This is a genomic window from Maricaulis parjimensis (assembly GCF_016817355.1).
In the GTDB taxonomy this organism is placed as follows: Bacteria; Pseudomonadota; Alphaproteobacteria; order Caulobacterales; family Maricaulaceae; genus Maricaulis; species Maricaulis parjimensis.
In genome coordinates, this window is record NZ_JADOTT010000001.1 from 673,569 (window position 1) to 697,014 (window position 23,446).

Consider the following 23,446-nt stretch of genomic DNA (forward strand, 5'->3'; position numbering starts at 1 on the left):
CATGCCGGAGTGCCTGAAAGAAACGGTTAACGCCGTTTGGTGATTTGTCGCCTTACTGCAGGGCGGCCTGCTGGCTTTCCATCATCGAGCGGAGGATCTCCTTGGCGCGGCTGAGCTGGTAGTCCTCATCCTCGGCCCAGTCGGCCGGCGGCTGTTCCACAGCGGCAATATCGGTTTCCTCACGATGGGCGCCGTTTTCATTCTCAAGGGCGCCGGGAAGATCGGCCTCCGACGAGATTTGCGGAGCGCTGTGTTCCGGATCTTCATCCTCCAGAGCCCAGGAGGAAATCTGGATGTCCGGAATGATGCCGGTTGCCTGGATGGAGCGGCCTGCCGGCGTGTAGTACCGGCCCGTTGTCAGGCGCAGGGCGCCGTCACGGCCGCCACGCAGCGGGATGATGGTCTGGACCGAACCCTTGCCGAAGCTCGTCATGCCGATCAGCTCGGCACGTTCGCGGTCCTGCAGGGCACCGGCGACAATCTCGGCCGCGCTCGCGGACCCTTCATTGATCAGCACCACGATCGGGGCGCCATTCAGGCGGTCACCCGGGCGCGCATTATAGCGTTGGGTTTCGCGCGGATCGCGGGTGCGGGTGGAAACCACTTCGCCACCGTCCAGGAAGACATCGGTGACGCCAATGGCCTGGTCCAGCAGACCGCCCGGATTATAGCGCATGTCGATGATCAGGCCCGGCAGTTCCGCGCCGTATTCGTTTTGCAGCTCGGTCAGGCCCTCATGCACCATTTCCGTCGTGCGTTCATTGAAGCCGGCAATGCGCATGTAAGGCACGCCGTCCTCGATGCGCGTGGCCACCGTGCGCAGCGGGATCGTGTCGCGCACCAGGGTGACGTCGAACGGATCATCGCCTTCGCGGGAAATCGTGATGGTGACCGGTTCTCCGACGGCACCGCGCATCATTTCGACGGCTTCATCCACCGAGACGCCGATAATGCTGTCGCCATCAACGGCAATGATGCGGTCATTGGTTCGCAGGCCGGCGCGTTCGGCCGGGGTTTCGCTGATCGGCGAGACCACGGTGATGAAATCATCGCGGCGGGTCACTTCCATGCCCAGACCGCCATACTCGCCGCGCGTCGAGACGCGCAGGTCTTCGTAACTGTCCGGACTGTGATAGGTCGAGTGCGGATCAAGCGAGGTCAGCATGCCTTCGATTGCGGCTTCGATCAGCTCGGCCTGGTCGGTATCGGACACATAGTCCGCCTCGATCCGGCTGAGGACATCCCCGAAGAGTTCCAGCTGGCGGAAGGTTTCCGTCCGGTCTTCCTGGCTACCCTCGGCAGACACCGCAATGGCCACGGCGCCGACAGCAAAGGCAACCATGGAAGCGAAGACATTGATACGCATGCGTACTCGCGTCCTTTGAGCGCGATAATCCTTAACCGGCCTCTGCGCCTGTCCGGATCCAAGGGGCCGGATCGATCGCATCACCGTCTCGTCGCAGTTCCAGATACAAATCTGGTGCCGGTTGAGACTGATCCGGCATGGCACCGACAGGTTCCCCTGCCAAAACGCTCTGGCCGACGGAGGCGTAGGTCACCGCCATGCCTGCCAGCACGATATAGTAGTCATCCCCGACATTCAGTATCAAGAGACCGCCGTACGTGTTGAACGGTCCCGCAAACTCCACGCGGGCATCGAAAGGTGAGACTACCTGCGCTCTAGGCCGTGTCCGAATGAAAATTCCGTCAGACCGTGTGCCATCTTCGGCCACATGCCCGAAACGCCGCGTGATCTCACCGCTGGCCGGTGATTGAAGTCGGCCCCGCGCATCAGCAAAGCGCAGTGTCTGCAAGGGTGCCGAGGGCGCCCGGGCCGCCACCATTTCCCGCGGGGGCCGCATACGCGGTGCCGGAATGGCGTCGGAGATTTCCAGCCGTCGCGGATTCAGATTGGGCTGGACCTCGGCCATGCGGGACAATTCCCCGATCAGGCTGCGAATGGACCGGGCCCGTTGACCTGCTGACCAGGCGACCTCGAGCAATTCCACCGCTTCATTGCGGCGGCGCGCCTCCAGCGCCCGGCGTTCTGCAATCAGGACTTCCAGCTCCAGGCGCTGGGCGGCAAGTGTGTCTTCCGTGGCGGCCAGGCGGGTCTGTTCCGATTCAATGTCGGCGCGGACAGCGCGCAAATGCTCCAGCTCGATCGCCAGCGCGTCGGCGCGTTCACGCAGGGCCGGGGCGACATCCGCCATCAGGCTGGCGGCGCGGGCCGCATCGGCGGCATCGCCGGGAGCGGCGAGAATGGCCGGCGGGGCCTGGCTTTCGATCCGCTGGATGGCGGCCAGAAGCGCAATTAGCGCTTCGCGGTCCTCGCTGAGGCGCGCCACGAGCACGCTTTCCTCGGCTTCCAGCTCGGACAGGCGCTGTTCGGTTTGCAGGGCGGCGTTTTCGCTGTCACCGACCCGCTGACCCAGATCGACGAGCTGGCGCTGCATGAGAGCAATCTCACGGGCCATGTCCTCGGCCTGGCGGCGAATGGCGGCGGCGCGTTCCTCAGCCTGTTGTTCTTCCTGTTCCAGTCGCGCGGCCTCTTCCGGATCCGGGGGCGGAGTCGGCTGGGTCTGGACCAGCAGGAGGGCAGCGAACAGGCTGAGCATGAAATCAGGCTAGTGCGGGGCCGGTTAACGCTCAATCACGATGATAGGGCGCGCCTGCCAAAATCGAGACGCCGCGATAGAGCTGTTCGGCCAGCATGACGCGGACGAGTTTGTGCGGCCATACGGCCGGCCCGAAGGCGAGCATGAGATCGGGTTGAGGCAGGACGCTGCGATCATGGCCGTCAGCCCCACCAATGCAGAAAACCGCCTCGCGGGCACCCTCATCGCGCCAGCGTTCCAGCTGGCTGGCGAGCTGGCGCGAGGACAGGGCCTTACCGCGTTCATCGAGCAGGACCAGCTTGGCACCCGGCTCCAGGGTCTGAGCGAGGGCGCGGCTTTCATCGCTGGATGTCTTGAGGGCGCGATTGTCGATCTCGGTCTCGCTGAGCGGGCCCAGGCCGATGGGACGGCCCGTGGCGGTACAGCGATCCATATAAGTGTCGACCAGCTCACGCTCGGGGCCGGACTTGATCCGGCTGAGCGCGGCGATACGCAGTTTCACAGGTCCGGTCCGGAAGCGGGCGTCAGGACGCCGTGGCTTCCGGTTCGACCGACCACATCTTTTCCAGATTGTAGAAAGTGCGGACTTCCGGGCGGAACAGGTGGACGATGACGTCACCGGCATCGATCAATACCCAGTCACAGGTCTGCATGCCTTCCACACGGGCCTTGCCGGACCCGTTTTCCTTGAGCTTGCGCACAAGATGATCGGCCAGCGCGTTGACGTGCCGGGCCGACCGCCCGGAGGCGACGATCATGATATCGGTGACGGATGATTTGCCGCGAAGATCAATCGCGACGATGTCTTCGGCCTTGTCGTCTTCCAGTGAATCGAGAACCAGGGCTTCCAGTTCTTCGACATGTGTATCATCACCGGTGACGCGAACGGCGGCGGCCGACTCCTGCTCCTTGCGGGGCGATAATTCCGTAGACAGGGCTGGTGTCCTCTCTGACATCCAAAACAATAAACAAGCTATAGCACGCTTTGCCGCATCCGACGAGACGTGTTCAGCGGCTTTGCCGCTGGGTGCGCCGAATATCGGATGAGGCGTGCGGATGAAGCCGTGCTGTCAGATAGGTCCAGGCCGGAGCCTCGAGCTCGGGCAGGATGGCGGCTTCGCTCTCGGGAATGCGGGAATGGGCGAAATAGCGGGCAGCCGGAGAGAGGCGGGCTCGTACGGCATCGGTGGGCCGTGCAATAACGGCGACCGGATAGGCGGCAAACACCCCTTGCCAATGGGCCCAGCGATGAATGCTGGCCAGATTGTCCGCTCCCATCAGCCAGACGAATTTCACGCCTGGCTTGTGCGTTTTAAAATGGTGAAGCAGATCGATGGTCCGTGTCGTCCCGATGCGGGCTTCGATATCCGAGACGACCATGCCCGGCTCTCGAGCCAGATCGGCCACCAGGCTCATCCGGCGTTCCAGATCACTGGCTCGGCGCGGCTTGAGCGGGTTCTGCGGCGAGACCAGCCACCAGACCCGGTCCAATTGCAGCCGGCGCATCGCGGTCCGGGCGGCGTGCAAATGCCCGGCATGGGGCGGGTCGAATGTCCCGCCGAGAAGGCCGACCCGCAGACCGGCCGACAGGGATTCCGAACGCAGGGCTGATGATACGAACTCAGTCATCCAGCACCAGATCGTCGACATGGATCAGGGCGCTGGCCCGGCGGTATCCCAACAGGGCCTCGATGTCCTCCGTGCGCGCACCCAGAATGCGGTGCGCGTCCTCGGCAGCATAGGCTGTGACGCCACGGCCGATGGTCTGCCCGGCAGCATCCAGAATGCGGATTGTGTCGCCTCGTTCGAACCGGCCTTCGACGGCGGTCATGCCGACGGGCAGCAGGGATTTCCCCGCGCGCAGGGCGCGGACCGCCCCGTCATCAATGCGCACGGCGGCATCCGCACTGACCGATCCGCAAATCCAGGCCTTGCGGGCGCTGGCTGCCGAGCGGGCCGGGTGGAACCAGGACCCGTGCGCGAAGTCTTCCAGGCTGAGGACGGGATTGGGTGCCAGGCCCAGGGCAATGGCGGTCGCACAGCCGGAGCGGCCGGCCAGTTCCGCGGCCAGGATCTTGGTGCGCATCCCGCCCGTGCCGACCGCCGCTTGGGCATTTTCACTGCCGGCCATGGCGTGGATGGCGGCATCAATGCGCGGAATATCGGCAATAAAGCGTGCGTCTGGATGGGTGCGCGGATCCTGCTCGTAGAGACCGTCGATATCGGACAGGAGAACCAGCAGGTCCGCGCCGATCAACTGGGCGACCCGGGCAGCCAGCCGGTCATTATCGCCATAGCGGATCTCGTCCGTGGCGATCGTGTCATTCTCGTTGACGATCGGGATGGCGCCCAGTTCCATCAAGGTTTGGAGCGTCGCCCGGGCGTTGAGCCAGGAGCGCCGGTTTTCGGTGACATCGAGGGTGAGCAAGGCCTGAGCCGTCGCCAGTCCATGGGGTAAGAAGGCCGTCTCCCAGGCTGCGGCCAGACGGGGTTGGCCCGCGGCGGCGGCGGCCTGTTTCTGTTCCAGACTCAGAACCGGCTGGTCCAGGCCCAGCCGCTGGCGGCCCAGCGCGACCGCGCCTGATGACACGAGGACAATATTCACGCCCTTCGCCCGCAAACCCGCAATATCCGCCGCAATCGCTGCCAGCACGTCCGGGCCGGCCTGCACCAGCGCCGAACCCGCCTTGATCACAATGGAGGTCAGCGAGGCGAGGGCGGGACGGGTCACGAGGGTGTCCAGCCGCCGTTTTCCTCGACCTCGGCGGCCGCTTTCTCTGCCGCCCGGTCTTCCAGCACGACATCCCAGGCTTCGCGGCACAAATCCTTGATCCCGTCACCGGACACGCCGGAAAGCAGGCGCACGGGCTTGCCGGATGCGGCTTCAAGGGCGGCTTTCTTTTCCGCGATGTCTTCCTCGGTCATCGCATCGGTCTTGTTGAGCGCAAGGATTTCGGTCTTCTCGTCCAAGCCTGCGCCATAGGCTTCAAGTTCGGTGCGCACCGTGCGGTAGGCGTCGGCCACATCTTCCTGCGTGCCATCGACCAGATGGATCAGCGAGGCGCAGCGTTCGACATGACCCAGGAAACGGTCACCGATTCCGGCGCCTTCATGGGCACCTTCGATCAGGCCGGGAATGTCGGCGACGATAAAGCGTGAGCCGGGACCCAGATCCACGACACCCAGATTGGGATAGAGCGTGGTGAAGGGATAGGCGGCGATCTTGGGATGGGCGCGCGACACGACCGAGAGGAAGGTCGACTTGCCCGCATTGGGCAGGCCAACCAGGCCGACATCGGCGATCAGTTTCAGGCGCAGCCAGATCCAGCGCTCCTCGCCGGGGAAGCCGGGTGTGGACTTGCGCGGAGCCTGGTTGGTGGAGGATTTGTAGCGGGAATTGCCCTTGCCGCCATCGCCGCCGCGCGCCAGCAGGACGCGCTGTCCGATCTCGGTCAGGTCAGCGAGGACTTCGCCCTTGTCCTCATCGAGGATTTGCGTGCCGGCCGGAACCAGCAGCACGACATCCTCACCGCCGGCTCCGGTGCGGTTCTTGCCCATGCCGTGATGACCGGTCTGGGCTTTGAAGTGCTGCTTGTAGCGATAGTCGATCAGCGTGTTCAGGCCTTCCACGGCCTCCACCCAGACATCACCGCCCTTGCCGCCATCGCCGCCATCGGGACCGCCATGTTCCACATAGGCCTCGCGCCGGAAGGAGACGCAGCCGCCTCCCCCGTTTCCGGAGCGAACATAGACTTTGGCCTGGTCGAGAAATTTCATAGTCGCGGTCTTTTCAAGTACGGGCGGTTGGGCCCTATTTCAGAGCCGACTGTCTATATAGACAAATATCGCGAATTTCAGCGGATTTCTGCGGTAATTCCGCAAGTCTGCCAGCGAATTTTGCGTGTCCATACACGCTTGAACTTGCGCGACCCGCCGGGCCGCCGTCAAATTTGCCGGTCCGGACACGAAAGCGGCGCGGTATGAACGCGAAACTGCTGGAATATGAAAATCGATCAGGCTCGGCTGAGCTTCGAGTGATGGATGCAGATCAATGACCAAACGGCCTTCCAAGAAAACAGGCATGCTGGAAGTGCGGGTGTCTCCGGAGGAGAAGACCGCCTTTCTGGACGCGTGCCGGAGGGCCGGGCGGTCGGCGAGCGCCGTCATTCGTGATGCGATGCGCGCCTATTCCCAGTTCGGGCCGATGGCGCGCCTGCCAGGGAGTCCGATCATGATTGCATCTGCTTTTTCCGGCGCCGCTCTTGGTGCCTGGGCCTTGATGGCCCTTGTTCAACCCGTTTCCACGACCGACACGCAGCCCCTTTTCGGGATGCAGGATTTTGTCCGCTTTGACGGCAATGCGGACCGGAGGCTGACCCGGTCTGAATACTTTGCCGCAGACGGATCTGCCCGATCCGTCCTGATGGCTGAAGGTTTCGGCGCGTCCTGGGGGGCGCTTTCAACCTCGGTGTTCCATGGCACCGGGCTGGACATCTACCGCTTCCGTCAGGCGCCCGAGACGATTTCCCAGGCTTGCTGGGATGCGGTTGAAGCGACCCGCCGGGCTATTCAGGTTCATACGTTTGACGGCTGGGACGAAAATGGTGACGGCTTGGTCAGCGCCCGGGAGTTCAGCGAAGTCCGCCGTGCCGGGCATGTCGCTATGTTTGAAACCATGGACCGTGACCAGGATGGCGTCGTGACGCGTGCGGATTATACGGTGCCGCAGACCCCGGCGATGACGGCCCGCATGATGGCTGTCTCCGAAGCTGCTGGCACCCGTCCCGTCCTGTCCGATACGGCCTGCCAGGCGGAACGCGCACTTGCGCCCGTCGAGCGCGTTTCGGATCCGGTGCGGGATACTGGGTCTGTTCTGGCGCAGCGCGCCCGGTCCGCCTCGCCGCAGGAACGGACATTCGTCCTCTTCGATCTGGACCTGAATGGCGCGATTACCTCGGAAGAGTTTCTTGGGGTCGTGGCCGGCTGGTAGGCATCAAACGGCTGACTTTTCAGTGCCCGGACACGATTTCTCTAGGCCCGGGCACGCTTTTTCTGGTGCAATCACGGGGTGTGGACACTCTAGGGGCACGCATGAGCCAGACCGATCCGAAACCCAAGCGTCCGTCAAAGAAGACGGAAGCCCTGGAAATCCGCCTGTCTCCGGAGGAGAAGTCGGCCTTTCTGGAGGCCTGCAAACGGGCGGGGCGGACGGCGAGTGCGGTTCTTCGCGATGCGATGCGCGCCTATTCCCAGTTCGGGCCGATGGCGCGCCTGCCAGGGAGTCCCATCATGATTGCATCCGCCTTTATCGGCGCTACAGCCGGCGCCTTCCTTCTGGTTCAACTGATCCAGCCCGCCGAAGCCGAGCCGGAAGACCGGCTTTACGGCATGCGCACCTTCAATGCCTATGCAGTGTCGGGTCTGTATGATCGCGAAATGCTCTGGGAAGAGTATTGGGAGCGGTCTGGTACGCTGCGGGATGTCCTCTACCAGCTTTCAGTGCGGGACAGTGGCGATCTGCCCTATCATGTCCGGGAAACGCTGGCCGGACGATCCGGGTCGATGTTCGGCGGGGTTTTCATCCCGGCAGACCTCGATTCAACCCGCTTCATGGAAGAGCCGGATCGCGTGAACGCGGAATGTTGGGATGTGCTGGAGGCGCATTGGCTGACGCAGCGGCGTTTCCAATTCAATGAATGGGATGCCGATGAAGACGGTATCGTGACCGCGTTGGAGTTCAGCCGGGCTCAGCTGGAAAGACACCAATTCGTCTTTGGCATGCAGGACAAGGATGGTGACGGGTTTATCACCCGCACCGACTTCGATCCGGACGTGATCGAGGCCTGGGCGCAAGCGCGGCAGGCTGCCCTGGAGGCCGCCCCGCCAGCCCCGCCCTCGCGGCGGCCCCGGCTGGATCAGGACCTGGTCGCCCAGGCGTGTGCGGCAGAGCGGGAGTGGGCCCAGCCCACTCCGCCACCATCACGGGAAGACTTTCTTCGAGAGCCTGAAGCCGGTGCAAGCCCGCCGCTCAATTCGGCAGCTGGGCATATCGCCGCCCACGATATCGACGGGAATGGTCGCGTCAGCTTTGACGAATACGTCGCCGCAGCTGGTGGCTAGGCCGCTCCGGCCCACTCCATCGCCAGGCAGCGTGTCTGGCCCATGCGGGCCATGGAGAAGTGTTCACCGGTTTCGCCGGTATAGGCGAAGCCGAGCTTCTCCAGCACGCGGCCGGAGGCGGGGTTGTCGTCGGCATGGGCGGCGGTGAGCCGGGTGGCGCCGAGGGTTTTCGTGCCCAGATCGACCAGGGCCTGGCCGATCTCGGTCGCGAACCCCTTGCCCCACCAGGGCTTGCCGATCCAATAACCGATCTCCCATTGCGAGGACGGGGTGCGTTTGAACACGCCACCGCCGCCAATCACCTCGCCGGCATGTTCCACGGTGAGCGACTGATTGCCCTGCGGCTTCCAGCTGGCGCGCGTCATCAGCACCCACATCTCCGCGCCCAGCGCGGGATAGGGGTGGGGAATGCGGGCCGTATTCTTGGCCACATCATAATCGCCGCAATACAGGGACACGGCCGGAGCATCTGCCATTTCCGGCAAGCGCAGCAGGCAACGTTCAGTCTCGATCCGGGGACCCATGGTCCGCTCCTTCGGGGAGAAGGCAAACAAAAAGGGGAGGCGGTGGTCCGTCTCCCCTTTTGCGCGTCTTGCGCTTCCGGACCCCGCTAGGCGGACAGTCCGGCTATGTCATGGACTGCCCTATTCGGCTGCGTCGGCAATCGGTTCAACCGATACGAATGCCTTGCCGCCAGATTTCTTGGCAAACTTCACGCGGCCTTCGGTAAGGGCGAAAAGGGTGTGATCCTTGCCCATGCCGACATTGGCGCCCGGGTTCACCTTGGTGCCGCGCTGACGCACGATGATATTGCCCGGAATGACTTCCTGGCCACCGAACTTCTTCACGCCAAGGCGGCGACCTGCGGAGTCGCGACCGTTACGGGATGAACCGCCTGCTTTTTTGTGAGCCATGAGTTAAGCCCTCCGATTACGACGCCAGCGCTTTCGCGGCGTTGATCCAGTCACCCTTCTCGGCCTTGGCCTTGAGACCGGTCACGGTCTCGGAGAGGGTCTCCATGTCAGCATCCGTCCACGCCGCGATCTGGGCGAAGGAGGTGATGCCGGCTTCGTTCAGCTTCGTCGCCAACGCCGGGCCAACGCCCGTCAGCTGGGTCAGGTCGTCATTGGCAGCGGCCTTCGGGGCGGCAGCCTTCTTCGGTGCAGCCGCCTTGGCTTCAGCCTTCGGAGCGGCAGCCTTCTTGGCCGGAGCCTTGGCAGCCGGCTTCGGGGCGTCTTCCGTCTTCGGCGCAGCCGTCGTCGACTTCAGCTTCGTCTTGGCCTTCTCGCCCGGCGCCACGATTTCCGCGATGCGCACGAGGGAGCCCCACTGACGGTGGCCCTTGGTGCGGCGGTAGTTCTGGCGGCGGCGCTTCTTGAAGACGATAACCTTCTTGGCGCGGTTTGTGTCGACCAGCTCACCGATCACCTGGGCGCCATCAACGACCGGAGCACCGACCGTGACGCCGGCGTCGGAGCCGAGCATGAGGACATCGCCGAGCGCCAGCGTATCGCCGGGTGCGCCGTCGAGCTTTTCAATCCGAATTTCGTCGCCAGCGGCTACGCGGTACTGCTTGCCGCCGGTCTTGATCACTGCAAACATGATCGTCCGATCCTTTTTTTCGATCCCGTCCAGCCCTTGTTTTACGGGTCTGGCGAGGTCCTTTTTCTTCACCCCGTATGCCCGGAGCGTTGTTCATCATTTATGGGCCCGCTACGGCTGGCCGAGCGAGCAGGAGCGGGCGTTATACGCATGCCCGCTCCAGAGTCAATCATTGTGATGCGTCAGACCGCCAGGCCTGACAGGCGATCAGCGGCCAGGGCCAGCGAATTCGCCCGGACGCACCGGGCCGCGATTGCCGGCACCGACGGCGTCGACACCTTCCTGGGTGCGACGGGCCTGCTCTTCCCAGTCCGCATTGGAGGCGCAGACGCGCTCGGACAGGCGCGAGCCCGTCACGCGGATCCGGCGGCAGGTATATTCCGTGCCTTCGGCGGTCACGCCCTCATCCGGCATGCCCGCATACTCATCATCGGTCGTGGCACAGGCCGATAGCAGGACAAGGCCTGCCAGGCTGATTGCAGCGGTCAAAAAAGTCGTCTTCATGGAATACTCCCACCTTGTCCGGACGGGACCATTTCGGTTTCTCCGCCGGATACCCCGTTTCATCTGCGATTGGTCCCGCAGGACGCAACCAAAGGCGGCGACCCTGCCCGACCGGCTCAATGTTGGCAATCTGCAATCGGGTCCGTGGGTGTACAGTGTTCAGCTCTTGATTTTGTCCGCTCGCTCAGTCAAAACCCCGCTTCCCGTGCGGAGAGGTGCCGGAGTGGTCGCCCGCACTGCCCCAGGCAGTGCTCCTCTCTTGAACTAGTTCGACCGCTAGTCCATCACGGGTCCCCGTGCGGAGAGGTGCCGGAGTGGTCGAACGGGGCGGTCTCGAAAACCGTTGTACCTTTACGGGTACCGAGGGTTCGAATCCCTCTCTCTCCGCCATTCAGACCTGCGGGTCTCGTCTCAATCCATGAACTGGAAAAATCAGCCCCAAGTGCCGGGGCTTGCTGAGCCGTGCGCGGAACCGAGACCTGACGGACTTAACCTCACACCCCCGAAATCATCGAAAGTCTCAACCCACCAAGTTCGGTGGTCCGGGTACTCGAATTCGCTTTCCCTGATCCGGGCGGATCAACAAGGATTTAACTTGCGATTCCGCTTCACCTGCCCGGAGTAGCGCCAAATGTTCACCGTTTCGGCGAGATGGAACTGGCCCCGCAACTGGCTCCCGCAATCGCCGATTGGGTGCTCGACGCGGTGGCTTCTATGGAGGGCTGAGCAAGTTTCGGGCACGTGAACCATTCTTCCCAATTGCCCCTCACAAGGTCCCGGCCAACCATCCGATTGAACTCAACGACTGTTTTGGCTTAGGCTTGACGTCGTCGTTGTGGTGGGGGAGGCCGCATGTCTGGCGCTCCGCTCGTCGAGACCTCGTATTTTGATACATCGGCTTTGAGCGTCGAGGACCGGTTTCGGACCTGGCGCGAGGCCATGGATGTCGTGTTCGAGGTCAATCCCTATGATGACCGGACGCGGGATCATTATTTTGCGCGGGTTGAAAGCTTCCTGCTGGACGATATCGCCATCAATCACTGCGCCCTGGGCGCCCAGACTTTCAAGCGCGACATCACCAGAATCGCACGGGATGGCGTCGACCATTACCAGCTGCATGTCTTCTTGAAGGGCTCGGTCGAAATGGTTTGCGGCGGCCGGGAGGTCTCGGCCGGGGTCGGCGATTTCGTCAATCTCGATCATTCCGAGACTTTCGCGTCGTCCACGACGGACTATGAAATCATCAATGTTTTCATTCCGCGCCGCCGCTTGGCCCCCCTACTTCGGGCGCCGGATTGCACCCATGGTCTCGTCTTTGATTCCCGAACTGGTTCGGGGCGACTGCTGCGCGACTATGTGCTGGCCTTGAACAAGGCGGTGGCGGAGATTTCGCTCGCCCAAGCGCCGCAAGCCGCAGAGGCCCTCGTGCAGCTCGCCGCGATGGCGCTGAACGGCGTCGCGCTCGACACGGCTGACCCGCCGGCGGTGGCGGACCATGCCCTGTTGCTGAATGCGCAGGTCTTCATCAAGAACAATCTTTCCCGGCCCGATCTCGGGCCGGAGAGTCTTGCTCTGGCGCTGGGCTTGTCCAGGGCACGCCTCTATCGCGTTTTCGCAGCCTGCGGAGGGGTGATGGAGTTTATCCGGGAAATGAGGTTGCGACGGGCCTTCACCGACCTCATCTCGCCCCGCCATTTGCACCGGCATATCGCGCAGATTGCGTATGACTGGGGTTTCAAGGATCCGGCGCATTTCTCGCGCCTGTTCAAGGCCCGGTTCGGTGTGTCGCCCCGTGATGCACGCGAGCAAGGCGCACGGGTCATGCGCGACTTTTCCCACCCGCAGGTACTGCCTGAAGGGGATACCAAATACGCCTACTGGATCGCCAATATCAGTTGATCGTCGGCGGTGGCCCGGGACACTTGTGTCCGGCGCATTGCGCGAATTGAGACGCACCTCCAAGAGCGCGAGACACTTGTCCAACTGGGTCGGCGTGCCCGAAAATCCTTGTTTAATCATACTCCTGCCCTAGAAATCTTACGTGATCTGGCGATGCTGAAGCACTCGCAAGGCCAGGCGCGACGCCCCCGAGCGGACCGATCAGATCCGCTGACGGGGTGGGGCTTTGCCCACAAAAGCGGGGGGTGAAATGGCGTGCAATCCGGGTAGACGGGCCAGGAGCGGGGGTTCCGGGGCAACAATTTTTCGTCGTGTTCGCGCCGCCTGGCCGTCGATGGCTTGCGCCGGCGTCGCCGCATCTCTTGCGTGGGGTGGTGATGCACAGGCGCAGGAAATGTCGGTGACGATCGGAGATATTTCGCTGTCGCGCGATGGTGCTTGTACGGCAAGTTCAAGCTCAGAGGTTGTTGTTAGCCACGCGTTCGATGCCGGCGAGTATTTGTCTGATGACACCGTTTATCTGGTGAGGATATACACGCGCGACTCCGGTGGAAGTGAACTGTCCAACGAAATCGTCTTTTTCTTCGTTTCCGATGGTGCTGTTTACGATGTCGACCACGCAGATGAATATGACCTCGCGGCCGCCACTTTTGTGAAGTCGACTGATATCGACTTCCCGAATGGTGATGGCGACTATGTCCAGGACATATATTTCAGCTATATCGTGTACGACTATAATGCTCGTCGCACTGTGACGGCAGAAACCGCGTTCGGGTCTCGTCTGATCGACCCCTCGCATTATGACAGCGATTGCCCGGGAACGCTGTCCAATCCGCCAACGCTGCTTAGTCTGGAGCAACAAACAGCAGCCGATCCATCGACCGATGCCGACAGCTTGGTCTGGCGCATCAGTTTTGATGAGGGGGTGAATTATTTCGGCGGTAGCGACCTGGTGGTGACCGGAACGACCGCCGCGGTCACGGAGATCACGCCGGTCTCCGGCGCTGGTGATGGTGTTTACGACATCACGGTTTCCGGCGGCGATCTGGCGGATCTGGAAGGATCGGTGACGATCGCCCTGTCCGACAGCACCGATATCGAGGATCTTGTCGGAAATCCGCTCGAAAACGACACGCCAACAGGGCTCCACGAGCCGACCTATACGGTGCGCAATGATTTCACCGCGCCGGAGGTCGTTGGCATCGAACGTCAAGATCCCGCGAGTGAAACGACCGACGCCGACAGTCTGACCTGGCGGGTCACCTTCAGCGAAGTGGTCACCTATCTGGGCGGCAGCGATTTTACGGTTAGTGGCACCAGCGCGGGTGTGACGGAGATCAATGCCCAGGGCGGCGGTGTTTATGATGTGACGGTGGCTGGCGGCAATCTGGCCTCTATCAACGCCACTGTTTCACTCGGCTTCGCGCCCGATCAGGATATCGAGGACCTTGTCGGCCTGGCTCTGACCGACACGACGCCCAGCGGCGCCAATGAGAACAGTTATACCGTCGCGAATGACACCACGGCGCCGACACTGATCTCCATCGCCCGTCAAGTGCCGGCAACGGAAACCACGGATGCAGACAGCCTGACCTGGCGGATCAGCTTCTCAGAAGCGGTGGAGTATCTGGGCGGCAGTGATTTCACGGTCAGTGGCACGACGGCGGGTGTCAGCGACGTCCAGGAAGTCAGCGACGGGGTCTATGATGTCACCGTTTCCGGCGGCGATCTGGCGGGCCTTGAAGGCGTCGTCACACTGTCGTTCGCGGGCGGTCAGGATATCGCCGACTTTTCCGGAAATGCCTTCGTCGACACCACCCCGTCCGGGGCGAATGAGAACAGCTATACGCTCGCCCAGGCCGCGACGCCGCCGAGAATTGCCAGGATTGATCTGGCATCGGGCACGGTCTCGCCAACGGATGCCGATACGGTCGCCTGGACCGTGACCTTCAGCGCGGACATGAACAGCGCCACGGTTGCCAACGCAGATTTCGTTGTTTCCGGCACCTCGGCGACCCATACGGTCAGCTCCGTGAGCGATAGCGTCTATGAGGTTTCGCTCGCGGGAGGTGACCTCGCGGATCTGAATGCCACCGTGACGCTCAGCCTCGCGCCCGGCGCGGATTTCGAAGATGCCGATGGTCTGGCGCTGGTGAACACCAGCGTGACCGGCACGAACAACAACACGATCGAGATCGCGAATGATGTGACAGCGCCCACCCTCGCGCAGATCACCGCCGTGAGCTCGCCGACTTCGGACAGTTCGCCAGATTATGTGTTCTCCACCGATGAGGTCGGCACCCTGTCAGTGGGAGGGAGTTGCGGGACCAGCAGTTCGACATCGATCGCCTCGACTGGAAACCAGACCATCACGCTGACCCAGACCGACAACAGTTCGCCCTTGTCGGACGGGACCTATTCAGACTGCACCGTCACCGTAACCGACGCCGCCGGCAACGCCTCCGATGCGCTGTCGTTGACGAGCTTCCGGGTCGATACGCTCGCTCCGACCGCCTCGGAAGTAACGGCGGTCTCCACCCCGACCAGCGACTCCACTCCGGATTATGTCTTCACCACCAACGAGACCGGCACGTTCTCAATGGGTGGCAGCTGCGGCACCAGCTCGTCCACGACGATCTCCGCGACAGGCAACCAGACCATCACACTGACCGATACCGACAACGGCTCGGCTCTTTCCGACGGCAACTACGCCGATTGTACCGTCACGGTCTCGGATGATGCCGGCAATGCGGCTTCGGCCTTCGCGGTGACAAGCTTCACCGTTGGCGGAGGCGCGCCTGGGGCGCCTGAAATCGCCATTTCGTCTTCCGAAGGCGGCGCTGTCGCCGATGACAATATTGATCTGCATGGAGCTGAGCCGGTTGGAACGGCGAAAACGGTCACCTACACCATCAGCAATTCGGGAACGGACACGCTGAACCTGATCAGTGCGTCGGCATCAAACACCTCGAATATCAGCGGCTCGGTGACGGTCGGTTCCTTCAGTTCTTCCACGGTCGCGCCCGGGGGCGGCACGGCCACCTTTACCGTCACCTATACGCCGGCCAGTGCCGGCGGGTTCTCTTTCGACCTCGACATTGTCAGCGATGATGCAGATGAGGCCAATTACGACATCCGGATCAGTGGTTCCGCGACCGAGGCTCCGGGCTTCTCGGCCGCCTTCTCGCCGGACTCCATCGCCGAGGGCGGCACGTCAACGCTGACTTTCACCATCGACAATGTGGGCAACAGTTTTGATGCCACTACGCTCGACTTCACAAACAGCCTGCCGTCCGGTGTATTTATCGCGACCCCGCCGAGCGCGGCGACCACCTGTACCGGCGGAACGCTGACGGCGACGGCCGGAAGCGGCACGATCAGCTATACCGGGGGCCGGGTGATGGCCGATTCCAGCTGTACGGTCAGTGCGGATGTGACAGCCCTTGCCAGCGGCAGTTATGCCAATACGAGTGGCGACCTCACATCATCACTGGGCAATAGCGGTTCGGCGTCTGACACGCTGACGGTTACAGATGCCACGGCCCCGACCTTGACGGCCTTTGCCCGCAATACGCCTGCAGGCGAAAACACCAATGCCGACACGCTGATCTTTGACATCACTTTTGATGAGAGCGTGAACGATGTCTCGGCCGATGATTTCGAAATCACGGGCACAACCGCGACCGGCGTGATTGCCGGGTCGGGCAGTAGCTACACCCTGACCGTATCCGGCGGGAATTTGGCCTCGCTGACCGGGACTGTGGGGCTCAACCTGGCATCGGGGCAGAACATCACGGACGCGACCGGCAATGCTCTGGGGTCCGGCGAACCGGCGACGGATGAGACGTATACCCTCTCCAGTCAGGCACCGGTCCTGGCCGTTTTGACGCGCCAATCCCCGATCGATGAAATCACCAATGCCGATACGCTGACCTGGGATTTTGCGTTCAGCTCAATCTCTGGCGGCTTCGATCTGGAGGCATCCAATTTCGTGCTGACCGGGACCACGGCGACACTGTCGGTGTCCCGCTACTCCACGGGCTTCACCGTGACCGCCAGTGGCGGTGATCTGGCCGATCTGGACGGCGAAGTCTTGATCAATTTGGTCGGCGGCGTCGAGGACGAGTACGGCAATGCGCTGGCCACGGGTACGCCGACCGGCGCGAATGAGCGCAGCTATACGGTGGACAATACGGCCCCGACCGTGTCGAGCATCGCTCTGTTTCCGGGAACGACAACGCCGACCAGTGCGGATGTCGTGTCCTGGGCTGTCACATTCAGCGAAAATCTCGACACGACCACCATTTCCGGCGCGGACTTTTCGGTGACCGGCACCACGGCGACACCGTCCGCCAGCCATGTCTCAGACGACAGTTACGAGATCTCACTGGCCAGTGGCGACATGGCGGATCTTAATGCGACAGTCGAACTGTCCCTCGCCAGTGGTGTCACCATCACCGACAAGGCCGGCAATGCGCTGGTCAACACCACGCCGACCGGAACGAACAACAACGCCATCCTCGTGCAGAACGATGTAGCCAATCCGGGCGTCACGATTTCCAGCGGGGCGTCGGACCCGGTGACAGGGGCTTTTTCCGTGACCTTCACCTTCACGGAGGATGTCACCGGTTTCGTGCTTGGCGATATCGTTGTGGGCAATGGTTCTGCGTCCAATTTCGCCGGATCAGGCGACGTTTATACGGCCGACATCTCGCCGGACGACGAAGGCACGGTCACCGTCGATGTTGCGGCTGATCTTGCAGAAGACGGGTCCGGGAATGGCAATACGGCCGCGACCCAATTCACCATCGAGGCGGATTTCTACGCGCCGGGCGTCACGCTGAGCACGTCGGACAGTGCAAGAACACCGGGTGACCCGTCTTCACCGGACTATGTCACGGCACCGTTCACCGTCGATGTCGAGTTCACCGAGGCCGTAACGGGCCTGACGGCCGGCAATTTTACGGTCTCCAACGGAACGGCCAGCAATCTGACCGGTTCCGGTGCGACCTATACGGTCAGCATCACGCCGGTGGCGGATGGCGATATCGACATTTCGCTCGCCTCGGGCGTCGCCCAGGATGCGGCCGGCTTCGACAATCTGGACAGCAATACGCTGTCCGTGACGTTTGACGGAACAGTGCCGACGGTCAGCCTGGATGCGCCGGATACGCCAACCAGTGGCATTACCACTGTCTCGCTGGTCTTCTCCGAGGAGGTTGTCGATCTGACAGCAGGCGACATCTCTGTCACCAATGGCACAGCCAGCAATCTGAGCCAGATCACGGGCACGTTCTACACGTTCCAGATCACACCCGATGCGGACGGCACGGTGATCGTGAACTTCCCGGCCGATGGCGTGCAGGACTCTGCCGGAAACGGGAATACGGCGGCCCCGCAAGTCAGCTATGAAAGCGATTCCGCTGGCCCGACTGTGATGATCTCGAACGGTGGCCTGTCGGCCATCTCCGGCAATTTCACGGCGACCTTCACCTTCTCCGAAGATGTGACGGGGTTCGACCAGTCCGACATCAGCGTCAGCGGTGGTGGTGTGTCCACTTTCTCCACGGTGAGCACGTCGGTCTACACGGCTCTGATCGTGCCCACCACGGACGGCACGGTGACGATTGATGTGCCGGCCGCGGCGGCACAGGACACGGCAGGCAATGACAGCCTGGCGGCATCGCAATTCTCGGTCGAGACTGACTATGATGTCCCCAACGTCAGGCTGAGCACGAGTGATGGCACCTCGCAGACAGTCAATTTGGTGACCAATGACTATGTCAGCGGCAGCTTCACGGTGGATGTAGTGTTCAGTGAGGCTGTGACCGGGCTGGAACTCTCGGATTTCGATCTTCTCGACGCGACCGCGAGTAATCTGAGCGGGTCCGGAACAACATATTCCGTCACGATCACGCCTGACGCGGATGGCGATGTCTATGTTTACCTTGCCGATGATGCGGCCGAAGATGCCGCCGGCAATGGCTCCGATAACAGCAACTCCCTTTATGTGATCAATGATGAAACCGGGCCGGCACCGGCGCTGAGCTATCCGCCTACCGGATTTGTGAGCGGACACAGTTTCGAACTCCAAATCCTGTGGGGGGAAGCCCCCCTCGGTTTCGAATTTTCCGACCTGATCTTGACCAATGCCATTCTGACCGATCTGCAAATGATCGAAGACAATGGTTCGGTTGTCGGCGCTCTGGCCACGCTGATACCCGACGGCCCTGGTACGCTGACGCTGATCCTGCCCGCCGGCAGCTTTACCGACGCGCTTGGCAATGCCAATACGGCGATGGACGAATATACGGTAGAGGTCGACACAGCCGCGCCGGAGGTCACGATCACCAGCTCGGCCGTGGAACCGGTGACCGGAGCTTTCTCCGTCACCTTCACCTTCACCGAAGATGTGACCGGTTTTGCCGTGGACGAGATCACGGTCGGCAATGGCACCGCCTCCAATCTCGAGGGCTCGGGTGATACTTTTACGGCTGACATCACGCCGTCTGCAGACGGCGCAGTCACCGTTGATCTGGACGACCGTGCCGTCGAGGATGCCGCAGGCAATGGAAATTCCGCGGCCACACAATTCTCGATCCAGAGTGATGTCAGCCTGCCTTCAGTGGTGATCTCGACGTCTGCGAGCGACCCGGTCTCGGGGGCTTTCACGGCAAGCTTTACTTTCTCGGAATCGGTCACGGGCTTTGATCTCTCCGACATATCGGTCGGCAATGGTTCTGCGTCCGGCCTGGCAGGCTCGAGTGACAGCTATACGGCCGATATCACGCCGACAGCCGAGGGTGTGGTGACGGTGGATGTCGCCGCTGATGTGGTTGTTGATGATGCCGGTAACAGCAATACCGCCGCGGCCCAATTCTCGATCGAAATTGACCAGACCGCGCCGACCGTGGCGCTGTCGACCGCGTCCAGTGAACCTGTTTCGGGCCGTTTTGAGTTGACCGTGACCTTCTCTGAAAATGTCACGGGACTGGATCTGGCGGACATCAGCGTGGGCAATGGTGCAGCTTCCAATCTCTCTGGATCGGGCGACAGTTACACCGTTGATATCACGCCGTCTTCCGATGGCGCGGTGACCGTGGATATTGCCGCAGATGCGGTCGAGGATGATGCCGGGAACGGCAATGCGGCGGCGAGCCAATTCTCCATCGAAACCGATGGGACGGCGCCCTCTGTGACCATTTCAACGGCGTCCAGTGATCCGGTTTCCGGCGCATTCGAGGTGGATTTTACCTTCTCGGAAAGTGTCACCGGATTTGATCTGGCGGACATCAGTGTCAGCAATGGTTCGGCCTCGAACCTGACAGGTTCGGGTGACACCTACACGGCGAGCATCACGCCCGACGCGGATGGAGCCGTGACCGTGGATGTGGCCGCTGATATGGCTGAAGACAATGCCGGAAATAGCAATGTCGCGGCGAGCCAGTTCTCCATCGAGAACGATCAGACCGCGCCAATGGTGACAATCTCGACGAGCTCGTCCGATCCGGTTTCCGGCGCGTTCTCGATCACCGTGGAATTCTCCGAAAGTGTCACTGGATTTGCGATCGCGGATATCAATGTCGGCAATGGGGCCGCGTCCAACCTAGCAGGAAGCGGCGATACCTATACGGCCGATATCACGCCCTCAGCGGATGGCGCGGTTACTGTGGATATTGCGGCAGACGTGGTTGAAGACGATGCTGGAAACGGCAATGCCGCGGCGACACAGTTCGCGATCGAGAGTGATGCGACGGCTCCGTCGGTCAGCCTCTTGACGGAGTCGAGTGATCCGGTCGCAGGCGCTTTTGTCGTCACCGTCACCTTCTCCGAGGAAGTCACCGGATTTGACCTGGCGGACATCACGGTCGGCAATGGGAGCGCGTCGGATCTGTCGGGGTCGGGCGACACCTATACCGCCACGATTACACCTGAAGCCGATGGAATCGTGACGGTGGATGTGGCGGCTGACGTGGCGGCAGACAGTGCCGGCAATGGCAATAGCGCGGCCGATACCCTGTCCATTGAGTCCGACGGCGCAGCTCCGGGCGTGACCCTGGCGGTTTCCGAGGCCGGCATCCTGGCGGGGCCCTTTACCGTGACCCTCACCTTCAGTGAGAGCGTTTCCGGTTTTGCGCTGGAGGACCTCGTCATCGACAATGGCGCGGCGTCGGACCTGGAGGGTGCGGGGGCTGTCTACACTGTGCTCATAACGCCTGAGGCGGATGGCGATGTGAGCATCGGCCTGGCGGCCGATCAGGCCGTCGATAGTGCCGGCAATGGCAATACCATCGCGGAGACCCTGGTCGTTGGGACCGATGCCACGGCCCCGGAACTGGAAATCACCGTGCCGGGCGCGGAGACCGAAGGCGCATTCGTGGCGCAATTCGTCTTCTCCGAGAGTGTGTCGGGCTTTGATGTGGCGGATATCCAGGTGACCAATGCGTCCGTTTCTGGTTTCGAAATCGTCGACGAGAGCCTCTACACCGCGACCATTACACCGGACACGCTGGGTGAGGTTTCGATCGTTGTGGCGGCGGATGTTGCCCAGGACGTGGCCGGCAATGGCAATAATGCGACCGAGGCTTCGATCGAGGCTGTTTCGCGGCCGATCGAGGTCTCCGTCGTTGTTTCCGAAGACGTTGTCGATGTCACGGATATCAGTGCTGACGCGACCATCACCAATCCGGGCAGCCAGGACATCCAGTTCCGGGTTGAGGTGGATGTGCCCTGGATCGCAGTCGATCCGGAATCCGGCACTATTCCCGCTTTGGGGGACCTCGAACTGACCATATCGGTCCTTGAATCTGCCAATGATCTGGCGCCAGGCGATTACACGGGCACCGTCACCGTGATCAACGAGACCAACGGCCAGGCCGCAGCCAAGGGGCCCAATGCTCGGTCCCGGGCGGAAGGTGACAGTATCGTGGTGGAGATCCCGCTGGCGGTCACGATCGAGGAGCGTTTCGGCACGATCCAGCTGGTGTCGACAACACCAGGCGGGGTTCAGCGCGACGAGACCTTTGTCTTCGCCTCTTCCCTGGCGGCGTTTGACGGGCTCGAACTGACGACCAGCCAAGGCTATGCGGCTTCGGCCATCGTCGAGACCCGGTTTGGCGCCTATGACGTCACGCAGACCCTGCCGGCGGGTTGGCGCCTGGACGATATTTCCTGCTCCGGCGACCTGGATGGCGGATCAAATATCGATCTGAGTACGGGGCGTGTGGACATCGATCTCGATCCAAACGAGTCCATCGTTTGTACCTTCAACAATACGCGCGATGAGGAAGCGGTCCGGCTGGCGACCATGCGGACCATCAACAACTTCATGGTTCGTCGCGCCGATCGCATCCTGTCTGGCGCGCCGGACCTCACCCAGCGCTTGCGCGACCGGACGGCATCATCGCCCGGCGGCTTCAGCGCGGACATCCAGGGCGGGCGCAGTGTCATGTCCATGCAGACCAATCTGGCCGGCATTCGCAATCACGTGAAGCAAAGCCTTCCGCAAATGCCGGGCGTGACACTGGACTCGGACGCTGCGGGCACGTCGTTTGATGTCTGGATGCGTGCGGACTTCAGCGCGCTGTCGGACACGCGTGACGGTGCGGACGTGTCGAGCGACTTCGGTCTGTTGCAGTTTGGCGTCGACTGGCAGCTGAATGAGGCATCCCTGGTCGGTCTCATCTTCCAGCGCGACTGGATGGATGAAGTGACAGCCGACATTGCCGAAGAGGCCGGAGCGATCCGGGGCGCGCGTATTGACGGCGCGGGCTGGATGGCAGGTCCCTACGCTGTCTGGGAAGTCGCCGATGGAACCTTTGTCGACGTGATGGCTCTTTGGGGGCAGTCCGACAACACGGTTGATCCGCTGGGTCTGTACGAAGACGAATTCGAGACGACCCGGATGATGTTGCGCGCCAACATCACGGGCGAGTGGCGCTCGGATAACTGGCGGATCCGGCCTTCAGCGTCTCTGGCGCATTTCGAGGAGACCCAGGATGCCTATGTCGACAGCCTGGGCATCGATATCCCCGAGCAGACTATTTCTGTCGGTCGCTTTGAGGCCGGACCGGAATTCGTCTACCGGTTCGAGCGGCACGACGGTACTTGGTGGGAGCCGGGTGTCAGTCTGAGCGGCGTCTGGGACTATGACCCGGCGGATCTGATGGATGAGCAGGGCAATTCGGTCTCGACGGGCGCCTTGCGGGCCCATGCCGGAATCACCCTGCGCGGGCGCTTGCCCGGCGGCGTGTTCCTGTCCGGCGAAGCCAGTTTCGACGGTCTCGGCGAGGGTGACTTCTCGGCCCGCAGCGGGCGTCTGCAAGTTAGCCTTCCCTTTTAGGGGCGGTAGACTCGCAAGGGTGCGAGGCAGCGGCTGCTGTCGACCAATGCGGATTGGTTTCGAATGACCAAACAGGGTCCTGGCGCAGGTAACAGGTTGGCGCCATTCCTGAGTACGAACCGACGTCGAGGAAAGCCGTTCAAGCGCCTTGCGCGAATGGCGTCAATTCGGGCCTGATGCAGGTTCAAATCCGGTGTTTCGAGACCGCTCCGTTTTTGTCGAACACCACCGCCATTTTCCTTCCAGTGTGATTGAAGCGGCGATCTGACACCGGGTCATAAAACCGCTTGCCCCGAATTGTCCTGTGTGGGACAAATGTCCGGACAGGACAAGACAATTGGTGTCCTGGCTTTACGGGGGA

Annotated in this window: 16 protein-coding genes and 1 tRNA gene; 5 read left to right on the forward strand and 12 right to left on the reverse strand. The window is 62.0% G+C overall.

All coding sequences use genetic code 11. The features are described 5' to 3' along the window. Positions 1–52: 52 nt before the first annotated feature. Genes I0K07_RS03085 through I0K07_RS03120 form a run of 8 tightly spaced genes read right to left on the reverse strand, consistent with a single transcriptional unit; the run spans position 53 to position 6,785 of the window. Entirely contained in the window at positions 53–1,366 is a 1,314-nt protein-coding gene (locus I0K07_RS03085; protein ID WP_203291199.1) for a S41 family peptidase, read from the reverse strand. A 31-nt stretch (positions 1,367–1,397) separates the two neighbouring features. Further along, complete coding sequence (locus I0K07_RS03090) at positions 1,398–2,618, reverse strand: murein hydrolase activator EnvC family protein (RefSeq protein ID WP_203291200.1); 1,221 nt, start codon at positions 2,616–2,618, stop codon at positions 1,398–1,400. A gap of 31 nt (positions 2,619–2,649) precedes the next feature. Further along, entirely contained in the window at positions 2,650–3,120 is a 471-nt protein-coding gene (rlmH, locus tag I0K07_RS03095) for a 23S rRNA (pseudouridine(1915)-N(3))-methyltransferase RlmH (RefSeq protein ID WP_203291201.1), read from the reverse strand. Between the two features lie 22 nt (positions 3,121–3,142). Continuing rightward, a complete protein-coding gene (gene rsfS, locus I0K07_RS03100) occupies positions 3,143–3,574 on the reverse strand; it encodes a ribosome silencing factor (RefSeq protein WP_203291211.1) in 432 nt (143 codons plus the stop codon). Positions 3,575–3,626: 52 nt separating this feature from the next. Next, complete coding sequence (locus I0K07_RS03105) at positions 3,627–4,196, reverse strand: nicotinate-nucleotide adenylyltransferase (RefSeq protein ID WP_420828476.1); 570 nt, start codon at positions 4,194–4,196, stop codon at positions 3,627–3,629. A 43-nt stretch (positions 4,197–4,239) separates the two neighbouring features. Further along, a complete protein-coding gene (proB, locus tag I0K07_RS03110; protein ID WP_338041014.1) occupies positions 4,240–5,349 on the reverse strand; it encodes a glutamate 5-kinase in 1,110 nt (369 codons plus the stop codon). Beyond that, positions 5,346–6,395 (reverse strand): GTPase ObgE, encoded by a 1,050-nt coding sequence (gene obgE / locus I0K07_RS03115; RefSeq protein WP_203291214.1) that lies wholly within the window; start codon positions 6,393–6,395, stop codon positions 5,346–5,348. The genes proB and obgE overlap by 4 nt, the downstream gene beginning before the upstream one ends. Positions 6,396–6,434: 39 nt before the next feature. After that, entirely contained in the window at positions 6,435–6,785 is a 351-nt protein-coding gene (locus I0K07_RS03120; protein WP_203291216.1) for a hypothetical protein, read from the reverse strand. A gap of 64 nt (positions 6,786–6,849) precedes the next feature. Between I0K07_RS03120 and I0K07_RS03125 the strand changes: the two genes are divergently transcribed. Both I0K07_RS03125 and I0K07_RS03130 read left to right on the forward strand, forming a co-directional pair. Further along, positions 6,850–7,608: an EF-hand domain-containing protein gene (locus I0K07_RS03125; RefSeq protein WP_203291217.1), complete on the forward strand. Its 759-nt coding sequence runs from the start codon at positions 6,850–6,852 to the stop codon at positions 7,606–7,608. Positions 7,609–7,709: 101 nt separating this feature from the next. Continuing rightward, positions 7,710–8,738 carry an EF-hand domain-containing protein gene (locus I0K07_RS03130; RefSeq protein WP_203291219.1) on the forward strand — a complete coding sequence of 343 codons (1,029 nt, stop codon included), beginning with the start codon at positions 7,710–7,712 and terminating at the stop codon, positions 8,736–8,738. Here the strand turns inward: I0K07_RS03130 and I0K07_RS03135 are convergent. The 4 genes from I0K07_RS03135 to I0K07_RS03150 all read right to left on the reverse strand — a co-directional run bounded on the left by I0K07_RS03135 (position 8,735) and on the right by I0K07_RS03150 (position 10,844). Continuing rightward, positions 8,735–9,262 carry a GNAT family N-acetyltransferase gene (locus tag I0K07_RS03135; RefSeq protein ID WP_203291221.1) on the reverse strand — a complete coding sequence of 176 codons (528 nt, stop codon included), beginning with the start codon at positions 9,260–9,262 and terminating at the stop codon, positions 8,735–8,737. The genes I0K07_RS03130 and I0K07_RS03135 overlap by 4 nt on opposite strands. 120 nt (positions 9,263–9,382) lie before the next feature. Continuing rightward, complete coding sequence (rpmA, locus tag I0K07_RS03140; protein ID WP_203291223.1) at positions 9,383–9,652, reverse strand: 50S ribosomal protein L27; 270 nt, start codon at positions 9,650–9,652, stop codon at positions 9,383–9,385. Between the two features lie 16 nt (positions 9,653–9,668). After that, positions 9,669–10,340, reverse strand: a complete 672-nt coding sequence (locus tag I0K07_RS03145; RefSeq protein ID WP_203291224.1) for a 50S ribosomal protein L21 — start codon at positions 10,338–10,340, stop codon at positions 9,669–9,671. 207 nt (positions 10,341–10,547) lie between these two features. Then, positions 10,548–10,844, reverse strand: a complete 297-nt coding sequence (locus I0K07_RS03150; RefSeq protein WP_203291226.1) for a hypothetical protein — start codon at positions 10,842–10,844, stop codon at positions 10,548–10,550. Positions 10,845–11,144: 300 nt separating this feature from the next. On the opposite strand from I0K07_RS03150, the gene I0K07_RS03155 reads away from it, so the two are divergent. The 3 genes from I0K07_RS03155 to I0K07_RS16020 all read left to right on the forward strand — a co-directional run bounded on the left by I0K07_RS03155 (position 11,145) and on the right by I0K07_RS16020 (position 23,085). Then, positions 11,145–11,234: transfer RNA gene (locus tag I0K07_RS03155), tRNA-Ser, on the forward strand. Positions 11,235–11,696: 462 nt separating this feature from the next. Continuing rightward, a complete protein-coding gene (locus I0K07_RS03160) occupies positions 11,697–12,743 on the forward strand; it encodes an AraC-like ligand-binding domain-containing protein (protein ID WP_203291228.1) in 1,047 nt (348 codons plus the stop codon). 400 nt (positions 12,744–13,143) lie between these two features. After that, complete coding sequence (locus I0K07_RS16020) at positions 13,144–23,085, forward strand: Ig-like domain-containing protein (RefSeq protein ID WP_203291229.1); 9,942 nt, start codon at positions 13,144–13,146, stop codon at positions 23,083–23,085. Positions 23,086–23,446 lie beyond the last annotated feature (361 nt).

Bases quoted from the DNA above. Each gene is read 5' to 3' on its own strand.
- I0K07_RS03085 (WP_203291199.1), bottom strand. From the start codon at position 1,366: ATGCGTATCAATGTCTTCGCTTCCATGGTTGCCTTTGCTGTCGGCGCC.
- I0K07_RS03090 (WP_203291200.1), bottom strand. From the start codon at position 2,618: ATGCTCAGCCTGTTCGCTGCCCTCCTGCTGGTCCAGACCCAGCCGACT.
- rsfS (WP_203291211.1), bottom strand. From the start codon at position 3,574: ATGTCAGAGAGGACACCAGCCCTGTCTACGGAATTATCGCCCCGCAAG.
- obgE (WP_203291214.1), bottom strand. From the start codon at position 6,395: ATGAAATTTCTCGACCAGGCCAAAGTCTATGTTCGCTCCGGAAACGGG.
- I0K07_RS03120 (WP_203291216.1), bottom strand. From the start codon at position 6,785: ATGACGGCGCTCGCCGACCGCCCGGCCCTCCGGCACGCGTCCAGAAAG.
- I0K07_RS03125 (WP_203291217.1), top strand. From the start codon at position 6,850: ATGATTGCATCTGCTTTTTCCGGCGCCGCTCTTGGTGCCTGGGCCTTG.
- I0K07_RS03130 (WP_203291219.1), top strand. From the start codon at position 7,710: ATGAGCCAGACCGATCCGAAACCCAAGCGTCCGTCAAAGAAGACGGAA.
- I0K07_RS03135 (WP_203291221.1), bottom strand. From the start codon at position 9,262: ATGGGTCCCCGGATCGAGACTGAACGTTGCCTGCTGCGCTTGCCGGAA.
- rpmA (WP_203291223.1), bottom strand. From the start codon at position 9,652: ATGGCTCACAAAAAAGCAGGCGGTTCATCCCGTAACGGTCGCGACTCC.
- I0K07_RS03145 (WP_203291224.1), bottom strand. From the start codon at position 10,340: ATGTTTGCAGTGATCAAGACCGGCGGCAAGCAGTACCGCGTAGCCGCT.
- I0K07_RS03150 (WP_203291226.1), bottom strand. From the start codon at position 10,844: ATGAAGACGACTTTTTTGACCGCTGCAATCAGCCTGGCAGGCCTTGTC.
- I0K07_RS03160 (WP_203291228.1), top strand. From the start codon at position 11,697: ATGTCTGGCGCTCCGCTCGTCGAGACCTCGTATTTTGATACATCGGCT.